Origin of the sequence: Mycobacterium sp. B14F4, assembly GCF_039871645.1 — a bacterium.
In the GTDB taxonomy this organism is placed as follows: Bacteria; Actinomycetota; Actinomycetes; order Mycobacteriales; family Mycobacteriaceae; genus Mycobacterium.
In genome coordinates, this window is the sequence record NZ_JBDPMF010000001.1 from 21,929 (window position 1) to 34,143 (window position 12,215).

At 68.0% G+C, this 12,215-nt stretch carries 12 protein-coding genes; 10 read left to right on the forward strand and 2 right to left on the reverse strand.

The window, feature by feature from the left end:
• Nucleotides 1-120: 120 nt before the first annotated feature.
• The 6 genes from mtrA to ABGB19_RS00115 all read left to right on the forward strand — a co-directional run bounded on the left by mtrA (nt 121) and on the right by ABGB19_RS00115 (nt 5,854).
• Nucleotides 121-807 (forward strand): two-component system response regulator MtrA, encoded by a 687-nt coding sequence (gene mtrA / locus ABGB19_RS00090; protein WP_059099010.1) that lies wholly within the window; start codon nt 121-123, stop codon nt 805-807.
• On the forward strand, nt 804-2,444 hold the full coding sequence (mtrB, locus tag ABGB19_RS00095) for an MtrAB system histidine kinase MtrB (RefSeq protein WP_347682748.1): 1,641 nt from the start codon (nt 804-806) through the stop codon (nt 2,442-2,444). Before mtrA ends, mtrB begins: the two co-directional genes overlap by 4 nt.
• Nucleotides 2,441-4,198 carry an MtrAB system accessory lipoprotein LpqB gene (gene lpqB / locus ABGB19_RS00100; protein ID WP_347682749.1) on the forward strand — a complete coding sequence of 586 codons (1,758 nt, stop codon included), beginning with the start codon at nt 2,441-2,443 and terminating at the stop codon, nt 4,196-4,198. Before mtrB ends, lpqB begins: the two co-directional genes overlap by 4 nt.
• Before the next feature lie 186 nt (nt 4,199-4,384).
• Nucleotides 4,385-4,864: a hypothetical protein gene (locus tag ABGB19_RS00105; protein ID WP_347682751.1), complete on the forward strand. Its 480-nt coding sequence runs from the start codon at nt 4,385-4,387 to the stop codon at nt 4,862-4,864.
• Entirely contained in the window at nt 4,857-5,420 is a 564-nt protein-coding gene (locus ABGB19_RS00110; RefSeq protein ID WP_347682752.1) for a DUF6529 family protein, read from the forward strand. Before ABGB19_RS00105 ends, ABGB19_RS00110 begins: the two co-directional genes overlap by 8 nt.
• 14 nt (nt 5,421-5,434) lie before the next feature.
• The gene (locus ABGB19_RS00115; RefSeq protein WP_347682754.1) at nt 5,435-5,854 is read left to right on the forward strand and encodes a Rieske (2Fe-2S) protein; all 420 of its coding nucleotides are present in this window, start codon (nt 5,435-5,437) and stop codon (nt 5,852-5,854) included.
• 19 nt (nt 5,855-5,873) lie between these two features.
• Here ABGB19_RS00115 and ABGB19_RS00120 read toward each other — a convergent pair whose 3' ends face one another.
• Nucleotides 5,874-6,314, reverse strand: coding sequence for a hypothetical protein (locus ABGB19_RS00120; protein ID WP_347682756.1), 441 nt, complete (start codon nt 6,312-6,314; stop codon nt 5,874-5,876).
• Nucleotides 6,311-7,642, reverse strand: a complete 1,332-nt coding sequence (locus ABGB19_RS00125) for a DUF2252 domain-containing protein (RefSeq protein WP_347682758.1) — start codon at nt 7,640-7,642, stop codon at nt 6,311-6,313. Before ABGB19_RS00125 ends, ABGB19_RS00120 begins: the two co-directional genes overlap by 4 nt.
• Before the next feature lie 133 nt (nt 7,643-7,775).
• On the opposite strand from ABGB19_RS00125, the gene ABGB19_RS00130 reads away from it, so the two are divergent.
• The 4 genes from ABGB19_RS00130 (at nt 7,776) to ABGB19_RS00145 (ending at nt 12,130) form a co-directional block, all read left to right on the forward strand.
• A complete protein-coding gene (locus ABGB19_RS00130; protein WP_347682760.1) occupies nt 7,776-8,915 on the forward strand; it encodes a VOC family protein in 1,140 nt (379 codons plus the stop codon).
• Nucleotides 8,912-9,850, forward strand: a complete 939-nt coding sequence (locus ABGB19_RS00135) for a fumarylacetoacetate hydrolase family protein (RefSeq protein WP_347682762.1) — start codon at nt 8,912-8,914, stop codon at nt 9,848-9,850. The genes ABGB19_RS00130 and ABGB19_RS00135 overlap by 4 nt, the downstream gene beginning before the upstream one ends.
• Nucleotides 9,847-11,388 (forward strand): bifunctional 3-(3-hydroxy-phenyl)propionate/3-hydroxycinnamic acid hydroxylase, encoded by a 1,542-nt coding sequence (locus tag ABGB19_RS00140; protein ID WP_347682764.1) that lies wholly within the window; start codon nt 9,847-9,849, stop codon nt 11,386-11,388. The genes ABGB19_RS00135 and ABGB19_RS00140 overlap by 4 nt, the downstream gene beginning before the upstream one ends.
• A gap of 82 nt (nt 11,389-11,470) precedes the next feature.
• Nucleotides 11,471-12,130, forward strand: a complete 660-nt coding sequence (locus tag ABGB19_RS00145) for a TetR/AcrR family transcriptional regulator (protein ID WP_347682766.1) — start codon at nt 11,471-11,473, stop codon at nt 12,128-12,130.
• Nucleotides 12,131-12,215 lie beyond the last annotated feature (85 nt).

Genomic DNA, 12,215 nt, shown 5'->3' on the forward strand with positions numbered 1-12,215 from the left:
CGAATCGCGGCCAAATCGGGCCGCCGGGCGATCTGGGTGCACACCGGAGACGCCGCGGGACCGGTCAAGACGCAAAACGCCCCGTGTGGTAGCCGGGGTTTATCGCCATTCGGTGACACCATGGACTCCATGAGGCAAAGGATTCTGGTTGTCGACGACGATCCCTCGCTGGCGGAGATGCTCACCATCGTGCTGCGCGGGGAAGGTTTCGACACCGCGGTCATCGGTGACGGCACGCAGGCGCTGACCGCGGTCCGGGAGCTGCGGCCCGACCTGGTGCTGCTCGACCTGATGCTGCCCGGCATGAACGGTATCGACGTGTGCCGTGTGCTGCGTGCGGACTCGGGCGTGCCGATCGTCATGCTGACGGCCAAGACCGACACCGTCGACGTCGTGCTCGGGCTGGAGTCCGGCGCCGACGACTACGTGATGAAGCCGTTCAAGCCCAAGGAGCTCGTCGCCCGGGTGCGCGCCCGGCTGCGTCGCAACGAGGACGAGCCCGCCGAGATGCTCTCGATCGGCGACGTCGACATCGACGTGCCCGCGCACAAGGTGACCCGCCAGGGTGAGCAGATTTCCCTGACGCCGTTGGAGTTCGACCTGTTGGTGGCGCTGGCACGCAAACCGCGGCAGGTGTTTACTCGTGATGTGCTGCTCGAACAGGTGTGGGGGTACCGGCACCCCGCGGACACCCGTTTGGTGAACGTGCATGTCCAACGTTTGCGGGCCAAGGTCGAGAAAGACCCGGAGAACCCGCAGGTGGTGCTGACCGTTCGAGGAGTGGGGTACAAGGCCGGACCCCCATGATCTTCAGCTCGAGACGGCGCATCCATCGGCGTTCGGCACCACTTGTACGCGGATTGGGCGCGCTGGGTCGAGCCATGGGTCTGGCCTGGCGGCGCTCGCTGCAGCTGCGCGTCGTCTCGTTGACGCTCGGTCTGTCGCTGGCCGTCATCCTGGTGCTCGGCTTCGTGCTGACCAGTCAGATCACCGACCGGATCCTCGAGGTTAAGGTCCGCGCGGCGACCGAGGAGGTCGACCGGGCGCGCAGCACCGTCAGCGGCATCGTCGGCGGCGAGGAGACCCGCTCGCTCGACAGCAGCCTGCAGCTGGCCCGCAACACGCTGATCGACCGGCCAGTCGAATCGGGTCCGGGGCTGGCGGGTGCGTTCGACGCGGTGCTGGTGGTGCCCGGGGACGGCCCGCGCGCCGCCACCGCGGCCGGCCCGGTGCAGCAGGTGCCCAACGCGCTGCGCGACTTCGTCAAGGCCGGCCAGGTCAGCTATCAGTACGCAGGAGTGAAGACCGACAGCTTCTCCGGTCCCGCGCTGATCATCGGCAGCCCGACGTCGTCGCCGGTGACCAACCTCGAGCTGTACCTGATCTTCCCGCTCAACAACGAGGAGTCGACCATCGCGCTGGTGCGCGGCACGATGGCCACCGGCGGCGTCGTCCTGCTGGGCCTGCTCGCCGCGATCGCGCTGCTGGTGGCCCGCCAGATCGTGCTGCCGGTGCGGTCGGCGTCGCGCATCGCCGAGCGGTTCGCCGAAGGGCACCTCACCGAGCGGATGCCGGTGCGCGGCGAGGACGACATGGCCCGCCTGGCCGTGTCGTTCAACGATATGGCCGAGAGCCTGCACCGTCAGATCACCTCACTCGAGGAGTTCGGCAACCTCCAGCGCCGGTTCACCTCCGACGTGAGCCACGAGTTGCGCACGCCGCTGACGACGGTGCGCATGGCCGCCGACCTGATCCACGACCACAGCGAGGAACTCGACCCCGCGCTGCGGCGCTCGACGGAGCTGATGGTCAACGAGCTCGACCGCTTCGAGACGCTGCTCAACGACCTGCTCGAGATCTCCCGCCACGACGCCGGTGTCGCCGAGCTGTCGGTCGAGTCGGTCGATCTGCGTTCGACGGTGCAGAGCGCGCTGGACAACGTCGGACACCTCGCGGCCGACGCCGACATCGAGCTGATCGTCGACATGCCGGGAGACGAGGTCATCGCCGAGGTCGACCCGCGCCGCGTCGAGCGCATCCTGCGCAACCTCATCGCCAACGCGATCGACCACGCCGAGCACAAGCCCGTGCGCATCCGGATGGCCGCCGACGAGGACACCGTGGCCGTCACGGTCCGCGACCATGGCGTCGGCTTGCGGCCGGGCGAGGAGAAGTTGGTGTTCAGCCGCTTCTGGCGCTCCGACCCGTCGCGCGTGCGTCGCTCCGGCGGCACCGGCCTGGGCCTGGCGATCAGCATCGAGGACGCCCGGCTGCACCAGGGCCGGCTCGAGGCGTGGGGTGAGCCCGGCAAGGGCGCCTGCTTCCGGCTGACGCTTCCGCTGGTGCGCGGCCACAAGGTGACCACCAGTCCGCTGCCGATGAAACCCGTTGGGCCCGAACGTCCCCCCGAGCGCAGCCGCGACCGCGAGCAGGAGACCGTGTGAAGCGGCTGCTGGCGGCGATGTGGCTGCTGGTGTTCGTATTGGCCGGCTGCGCCGGGGTGCCCAGCTCGTCGGCGCCGCAGGCCATCGGCACCGTCGACCGGCCCGCGCCGCCGAGCCTGCCCAAGCCGACCCCGGGCATGGATCCCGACGTGCTTCTGCGCGAATTCCTCAAGGCCACCGCCGATCCCGCCAACCGGCATCTGGCCGCGCGGCAGTTCCTCACCGAATCCGCCTCGCGCGGATGGGACGACGCGGGCAGCGCGCTGCTGATCGACAACGTGGTGTTCGTCGAGACCCGCGAACCCGAGCGGGTCTCGGTGACCATGCGTGCCGACATTCTCGGGTCGCTCTCGGACATGGGCGTTTTCGAGACGGGGGAGGGCGAGCTGCCCGATCCCGGGCCGATCGAACTGGTAAAGACGCCGGGCGGCTGGCGCATCGACAAGCTGCCCAACGGTGTCTTCCTCGACTGGCAACAGTTCCAGTCCACCTACAAGCGTCACACGTTGTACTTCGCCGATCCGACCGGCGGCACGGTGGTGCCCGATCCGCGCTACGTCGCGGTGTCCGACCCCGACCAGTTGGCCACCGAACTGGTGAGCAAGTTGATCGCCGGCCCGCGCCCGGAGATGGCGAACACCGTGCGCAACCTGCTCGGTCCGCCGCTGAAGCTGCGGGGGCCGGTGACGCGCGCCGACGGCGGCAAGATGGGCGTCGGGCGCGGGTACGGCGGCGCCCGCATCGATCTGGACAATCTGTCGACCACCGACCCGCACAGCAGGCAATTGCTTGCCGCCCAACTGATCTGGACACTGAACCGGGCGGGCGTCAACGGGCCGTACGTGATCAACGCCGATGGCGCCGCGCTCGACGACCGGTTCGCCGACGGCTGGGAGACCTCCGACGTGGCGGCCACCGACCCCGGTGCCGCCTCCGGTGCCGCGGCGGGTCTGCACGCGCTGATCGGCGGTTCGCTGGTGGCGCTGGACGGGCAGCGGGCGCCGCGCGTCCCCGGCCCGTTCGGGCAGATGCCGAACCAGACCGCGGCCGCGGTGTCACGCACCGGGCAGGAAGTCGCGTCGATCGTCACGCTGCGCCGGGGCGCGCCGGACATGGCCTCCTCGCTGTGGATCGGGCAGCTCGGCGGCAACGCATCGCAGGCACTGGACGCCCGCAACCTGTCGCGGCCCAGCTGGTCGCTCGACGACGCGGTGTGGGTCGTCGTCGACGGCAACAACGTGGTGCGCGTCATCCAGGACGCGTCGGGCCAGCCGGCGCGCATACCGGTGGACTCGACCCCCGTGTCGAGCCGGTTCCCCGGCGTGATCGGCGAATTGCAGCTCTCGCGCGACGGCACCCGGGCGGTGATGGTCATCGACGGGCAGGTCGTCCTGGCCGGGGTCGAGCAGACCCCCGGCGGCGGGTACGCGCTGACCTATCCGCGGCGGTTGGGTTTCGGCCTGCGCAACACCGTCGTCTCGCTGTCGTGGCGCACCGGCGACGACATCGTCGTCAGCCGCACCGATCCGCAGCACCCCATCTCCTACGTCAACCTTGACGGCGTGAACTCCGACGGGCCCAGCCGCAATCTGCTGATGCCGGTGACCACGGTGGCCGCCAACCCGTCCACCGTGTACGTCGCCGACGGGCGCGGCGTGCTGCAGTTGTCCGGTTCGGTCGCCGAAGACAACCCGGGGTGGGCCGAGGTGCGGCCGCTTATGGTGGCCGGTGCGATGCCGGTGCTGCCCGGCTGACGCTCGCCCGCGCCGCAGAGACTCGCGGCCCGGCCGGGCGCCGATTTCTGCACCAGGGTCGTGACATCGCCCTCGGCAACGACCCTCGTGCAGAAATCGGTGAGAACAGTTGAACCGACTCCGGGCATCGCCCGTTGTGCTGACAGAACGACGCCGAAGGCGTCTGCTATCAGCCAGGAGTACGACATGAGGATTCGCGGTCCGTTGGTGACCTTGGGTGCGGTAGGTGCGCTCGCAGTCGGGCTGTGGCTCGGCAATGTGTCCCAGGAACAGGCGCCGGCGCCCAGACCTGCTGCGGAGGCGGTCGCGGCGGACTCGACGGCGGCGCCGAGCTCGCCCATTGCGCCCACGCCTGCAGTTCCGCACACCCGGGCGTTCCCGGCGAGGGCCGAGTACGTCGGCACGGTGCCCACCAAGGTTGCGCCGATCGCGTTGGAGATCAGCGTCGACGGCACCACGGCGACCGCCTACGCGTGCGACAACGTGGGCATCGAGACGTGGCTGCGTGGCAGTGCCGCTGACGGCACGCTCACCCTCACGAACAAGGACGCGACCAGCCGCCTCGAGGGCCGTTTGCAGGGCAGGGACGTGGTCGGCACGCTATCGGTCGGCGACAAGCTGTGGCAGTTCGAGGCAACCCCCGCGCAGGACGGCAGCGATGCCTGAGCCCACCGAGACCCTGCAAGCCCCCGGTCGCGCCGCCGCAGTGCTGACAGCCGTGACGATCGGTGCACTGGTCGCCGTCGGCCTCGGGGTGTTCGGCAAAATCCATGAGCCGCAGTTCTTCTCGATCAACGTCGCGGGATTCTCCAGCGGTACCGCGGTGAAGTCGTGGCTGGCCACCCTCGCGGTCCTGCTGGCGCTGTTTCAGTTGGGTTCGGCGTTCGTGATGTACCGGCTGACGCCGGGCGGTCGCGCGCCGGCCTGGATCGGCACGGCCCACGTGTGGTCGGGCCGACTGGCGGTGCTGGCCACCGTGCCCGTGGCCGTGCATTGCCTCTACGCCCTCGGGTTCGCCGAAACCGACAGCCGGGTGCTGTTCCACTCGCTGTTCGGCTGCTTCTTCTACGGCGTCTTCGTCACGAAGATGATCCTGTTGACGCGCAGCGGGCTTCGGGGTTGGGTGATTCCCATCGCCGGTGGGCTGGTGTTCTTCGGGCTCGTCTACGTGTGGCTCACCTCGGCGCTGTGGTTCTTCCAGACCAGCGGACTGACGTTCTGACGAAAAGGATTGCCATGCAACGTAAACAGTTCCTCATCGGCGCCGGGCTCGGCATGGCGGCTTCCGTGCTGGCGGCCTGCTCGACGTACGGCAAGAAACCCGACGCCTCGGGGGCGACGACGTCGGCCCCGGCGACCGGTGGCGCCGCGCCGTCCGCCGGTGCCCTCGCCACGACCGCCGACGTTCCGGTCGGCGGAGGTGTCATCGTCGACGAGACCGTGGTGACGCAACCGACGGCAGGCGATTTCAAGGGGTTCTCGTCGACCTGCACCCATGCCGGCTGCACGGTGCGCGACGTGGCCGACGGCACCATCAACTGTCCGTGCCACGGCAGCAAGTTCAACCTCGACGGCACGGTGGCCAACGGCCCGGCTACCCGGCCGCTAGAGGCGAAAGCGGTAAGGGTGCAGGGTGATTCGATCGTCCTGGGCTGAGCCCCGACCCGTTGGGCACCTAGGAGAAGCGCGGCGATAGTCGGCTGAACCCCGCGGGATAGCGGACCCTGATCGTCCGCCCCACCGCGGCGGGCGCTATGTCCTTGGTGCCGCACACCAATTCCTCGACGATCACGCGCAACTCGAGCCGTGCGAGCGGGGCGCCCGGGCACGCGTGAATGCCGCGGCCGTAGAGCAGACTGTCGACCACCGCCCGGTACGCCGTGTGCTGCGGCGGGTCAAGGCCGTTGGGCACCGCGACGTGGCGCGAGACGGCGTTGGAGTACACCTCGGGGGCGTCGAGCATGCACACCACGTCGGCATGCTTGACCGCCGCCCAGACGCCGGTGGTCGCGTAGGCGACCGGACACGTCTCGCGCAGCAGGTCATCCGCCGCGATCTGGTCGGCCAGCACATCGGGGGCGCTCGGATCCCAGTCAGGGCTGTGCGCCTCTGTCATCGGCGCCCAGGAGAAGAGCCCGACGTCGACGTGACGCCCTTGATCCGGCCCTCGCGGAACGCCTCGACGAAATGCCTGTGGTCGTCACGCACGGTGGAAGCGTATTTCAACCCGAAGGAGACGATGTCGTCGACGAACTCGTCGACGTGCTCGCCGATGACTGCGACGATGGCCTCCTCGGTCTGGAAATCGACCAGTGACTCGTCGCTGTCGGAATCGCCCACGCAGTGCACCTTGGCCACCGCCTGCCCGAGCTGCTCGATGACCTCGGTCAGCTCGTCGGGCTCGGTCAGCTCGTCCCACTCGAGATCGGCGTCGTAGGGCGAGATCTCGCTCACCACGAAACCGACCCCGTCGATCTTGGTGTGGCCGAGCAGGGGATCGGCGTGCGCCTGCAGGGCGCGTTGGGACACCGCCGTGCGATGCCCGTGATCATGGAAGAACTCGCGCACCTCGGGGTCCTTGACCACGCGGCTGGGCGCGGCCACATTGCCCTGTTTCATCGACAGCACCACGTCGTTGTCGAGCGCCTGGTTGAACCCCTCGATCAACAGGGTGTACGCGGGCAGTCCCGCACTGCCGATGCCCATACCGGACTTCCCGACGACGTCCTTGATGTCGTAGGCGATACCGCGGAACCGCTTGGTCTCCGGGATCGTCTGCAGGTAGCGGTCGAACGCCTCGCTGACCTTGGCGCGTTCGTCGTCGTCGAGGCGGCGGACGCCGGCCCGGTCGCGAAACCGGCGGTCTGAGTCGTCGACGCGGGTCATGCGGTCCAGCATCTGCGAGCGGGTCGACAGCCGCGCGGACTGCAGTGCCGAGAGCACCGCACCGTGGGCGGTGTCGAGGTTCAACGAGAAGCTCGCATCGTCGTCGGTTTCGGTGAAGCGCCGTACCTGGCCGACGTAGGCGCGCAGGAACGTCGCGATCAGCGCCCGGATCTCCTCATCGGAGAGGGCCTTCTGCCAGCACATCAGCGCCACGCTCGCCGCGAACCGCTTCAGGTCCCAGGTGAAGTGGCCGACGTAGGCCTCGTCGAAATCGTTGACGTCGAAGATGAGCACCCCGGCGCCGTCCATGTAGGTGCCGAAGTTCTCGGCATGCAGGTCGCCCTGGATCCACACCCGCGACGTGCGTTCGTCCGCCCACCGGTCCTCCGCCTTGACCACGTCGGCGTAGAACACGCACGCGCTGCCGCGGTAGAAGGCGAACGGGTCGGCCGCCATCTTGCGGAACTTGGTCCGGAAGGCGTCGGTGTCGGCCTCCATCAGATCAGAGAACGCTTCTTCGAGGCGTCTGACGATCTCCGTCTCCCGCTTGTCCTGCATGCCCGGGGAATACCCGCAAACGTCGAGGACCCAATGTGGTGAAAGCCTCAAAAATGAGATTTTCGTCAGTAAGCCTTGACTGACGACTCACTCGTAAGTGACGATATCCTCAGTCAATCGAGGAGAAGTGGTTGTGAGCAGCAGCAGCATCGACGTTCATCAGGGCCTGCACAGCGAGGCCGGCGCGCGCCGCGGCGAACATCCTGGGCGGTCCCGCAATCCGCTTATCAAGGTTCGCGATCTGGCCTGGCTGGAGTTCGAGAAGCCGGACCTCATCCGCGCCGAGACGTTCGCCGCCGCCTTCGGCTTCACCACGGTGAGGCGAAACGCCGACGAGTTGCAGCTGCGCGGGACCGATCCTGGCGCGCCCTGCGTGATCATCCGGCGCGGTCCGCGCTCGCGATTCGCGGGCCTGGCCTTCGCCGCCCAGGACCAGGGTGACGTCGACCGGGTCGCCGGGGCCACCGGCGCACCGACGCGCGCGCTGCCGGATTCGATCGGGGGCGTCGAGGTGAGGCTCACCGACCCGAACGGTATCCCGGTCCGCGTGGTGGCTGGACTCCATGAACTGGCGGCTCTGCCGGCGCAAGAACCTCACACGTTCAACTTCGGACACGACCTCAACCGTGCGAACTCCACTCAGCGGCCGCCGCGGGAGCCCGCCCGCGTGCAGCGACTGGGGCACGTCGTGCTGCAGAGCACCAGGTTCATTGAGTCGCTGGACTGGTACCTCGACCACTTCGGACTGATCGTCAGCGACTTCATGTACTACGCAGGCCAGCGCGACCGCGGCCCGACCATGAGCTTCATCCGCTGCGATCGCGGGTCGACGCCCGCCGACCACCACTCCCTGGCCATGGCGCTGGGGCCGTCGAACCGCTATGTGCACTCCGCCTATCAGGTGTGTGATCTCGACGCGATCGCCGCGGGAGGCGAATACTTGCGCGACTCGGGCTATCACCGGTCGTGGGGGATCGGCAGGCACATCCAGGGCAGCCAGCTCTTCGACTATTGGCGCGACCCCGACGGTTTCCTGGTCGAGCACTTCGCCGACGGCGACATGTTCGACAACACGCTGGAACCCGGGTGGGCACCGTTCACCGCCTCCGGCCTCGCCCAGTGGGGCCCGCCGGTGACCAATGACTTCCTCGGCATCAAACCAGGCCGGGAAGCCGTGCGCGAACTGCGGTCGATGCTCGACGCAGTGCGCGACGACGACAACGAATTCGACATCACCCGCCTGCGCGGACTCCTGAAAGTGGCACGCTCGTGACAATCTCCGTCTTCCGCACCTCCGACGCCTGGTGGGCCGGCACCCCCGACACCGTGGCCAAGATCGACACATCGGCGACGACGACCGCTGAACTGCTCGCCGATCGGCGGGCTATCGAGCAGGCCGCGGCAAGCACCGACACGGTCGCGGTGAGCAGCCTTGCCCTGCAATCGCCGGTGACCGCGCCGTGCCGCGTGGTCGCGCAGATGACCAACTTCGTGTCGCACGTCGAGGACGTCGGAGGGGACCCGAAGAAGGTCCCGCTCACCTTCTTTCGGAAGGCCTCGGGGTCGATCACCGGTCCCGTCGGCGACATCGTCAAGCCGTCGCACGTGCGGCTGCTCGACTACGAGGTGGAGATCGGACTGGTGCTCGGGCGGGATCTGCCTGTGGGAACGACCGTCACCGCCGACAACCTCGCCGATTACGTGTGCGGGCTTGTGGTCACCAACGATGTGTCCGCCCGGGACGTCCAGCTGACGAAAACCCAGTTCTACGAGGCCAAGTCGTATCCGACGTTCACTCCGGTGGGCCCGGCGCTGGTGTTGGTCGACGCCGACGAGCTGCGCCGGTTCGGGGAGCTGCGGCTGCGACTGCGGGTCAACGGTGTACTGCGCCAGAACAGCACGGTCGACGGGGACATGATCTACCGGCCCGTCGAGGCCCTTTCCGCTCTATCGCGATTCCAGCATCTTTCCGCCGGCGACCTGGTGATGACCGGGACACCTGTCGGTACGGCGCTGTCCGCGCCGCCGAAGATGGTGCAGAAGATCGTGGGTCTGCTTCCCGACGACGTCAAATGGAAGCTGTTCTTCACCGGGCAGGCCAAGAACAACAAGTATCTGCATGACGGTGACGTCGTCGAGGCCGGCGTCGACACCGAGGACGGCAAGGTCGATCTGGGCACTCAGCACAACGTCGTGAGGTACTCGTGACCGACCTGCCCGACGCCGTCCCGGTGGTCATCGTCGGCGCGGGGCCCACCGGCGTCACGGCGGCCACCAAGCTCGCACAGTACGGTGTCGACTGCCTGGTCCTCGACCGGTGGGAGGACGTCTACCCGCAACCTCGCGCGGTGCACCTCGATGACGAGATCTACCGTCTGGTCGCCAGTTTGGGCTGCGCGGACGAGTTCGCCGCGATCTCTCGGCCTGCTCGCGGACTTCAGCTGCGAGACCGTGACTTTCGGGTCCTCGCCCAGTTTCACCGGGAGTGCGCCGCAAGCGCGAACGGCTATCCGCAGGCGAACATGTTCGACCAGCCCGAATTCGAGGCGATGCTACGCAGGAACCTCAAGCACTTCCCGCACGCGGTGGTGCGCGGCAACGCCGAAGTCACCGAGGCGGTGCAGATCGGGTCGGACAGGGTGCAGGTGACGTTCACCGATCGGGTGAGCGGGGAGGAGCACCGCGTCGAAGCGAAGTACCTGCTCGGCTGCGACGGTGCCAACAGCCTCGTCCGCACCGCCATCGGATCGTGCATGGAGGACTTAAAGTTCCAGCAGCGATGGCTGGTCGTCGACGTGGCGACGAGCGCTGACCTCGGGCAGTGGGAGGGCGTTCACCAAGTGTGCGATCCGCATCGAGCGGCGACCTACATGCGGATCGGCGATAACCGTCACCGATGGGAGTTTCGACTGCTGCCGGACGAAACCGCCGACGACTACGACACTCTGGCGGCGGTGTATCCCATGATCCGGCCGTGGTTGTCCGATGTCACGCCCGCTCAGCTCGAACTGCTGCGCGTCGCCGAATACACCTTTCGGGCGCAGGTGGCCGACCGCTGGCGTCGCGGCAACATGTTCATCCTCGGTGACGCCGCGCATCTGACGCCGCCGTTCATCGGTCAGGGACTCTGCGCTGGGCTGCGGGATGCGATGAATCTCGCGTGGAAGCTTGCCGGCGTGGTAAACGGCTGGCTGCCGGAAACCGTGCTCGACACCTTCGAAAAGGAGCGGGTTCCGCACGCGCGCTACATGATCCGGTTCGCACTGGCCATGGGCGCGGCGATGACCGCGGGTGGCGAAGCGGGCAATCTGCTTCGGCGCGTGGTTGTTCCGCGTCTGCGTCTGATCCCGGGCGTCAGAAAGAAGATCGTCGACAGCACCACGCCCGCGCTGCACCGCAGTGAGCTCGTGCTGAAGTCACCGGGACGGCGACACCTCGCGGGTCGGTTGTGCCCCAACTCCGTTCTGCCCGACGGCCGGCGATTCGACGCGGTCGTCGGCGGCAGGTTCGCCGTCGTCACCGCCGCCCCGCTGACCCCGTCGCAGCATGAGGAGGCCACGCGCCGGGGCGCGATCGTCGTGACCACGCACCCCGGGACGGAACTGGCGCACTGGCTCGAGACGGGGCGGGCCAAGGCGGCGGTGGTGCGGCCGGACCGTTCGGTGATGTGCGCAGGCCGCGACGTCGCAGAACTGCTGTCCCGGGTGCCGGTGTTCGCCCCTGCCATGACTGAGGCGCGGGCGTAGCCCCGGGGGCACCCGGTTCTGACGAAAAGCTCAGGAGTGAACATGCTGGTAGATTGATCGGCGCGGCGACAACAGACGAGGTGTGGCAATGGCGCAAGAGGAGCGACAGAACCGCCTGGAGCGGCGCAAACAGCTCACCAGGGCCGCGTTGCTGAGGGCCGCCCAAGGCTTCGTCGCCGCAGGCCGGTTCAATGTGCCGGTACTGGAGATCACGCAGGCCGCCGACGTGGGCATGGGGTCGTTCTACAACCACTTCGACAGCAAGGAGGAGCTGTTTCAGGCCGCGCTCGATGAGATCTTCGACGGCTACGGCGCATTGCTCGATCGCCTGCCCGCGGTCGAGGACCCGGCCGAGACGTTCGCCCGTAGCTTCCGGTTGACGGGCCGGCTGTTTCGGCAGCGGCCGCAGGAGAGCCGCGCACTGCTCAACTCCGGTCTCTCGGCGATGCTGTCGGACCGAGGTCTTGCACCCCGGGCGCTGCGGGACATCAAGGCCGCCGATCGCGCCGGCCGCTTTCACGTCGCCGACGCCGAAGTGAGCCTGGCGCTGGCCGCCGCCGCGCTCATGGCGTTGGGCGAACTGCTGTTCAGTGAGCCCGACCGCGACGACGCTGAGACGACCGACCGCATGGCTGCCGATCTGCTGCGAGTCTTCGGTGTTCCGGCCGACGAGGCTCGCGAGATCTGCACCCGACCGTTGCCGAGCATCGACGAACTGACCGAAAGCGGTTCGGCAGCCTGACTGACCGTCGTTGATCGGCGGTTGAGAACGCGATCGACGTGCTGGAGGAAGCGAGCATGTGGACCAGCGCCGCCACTTGTTCACC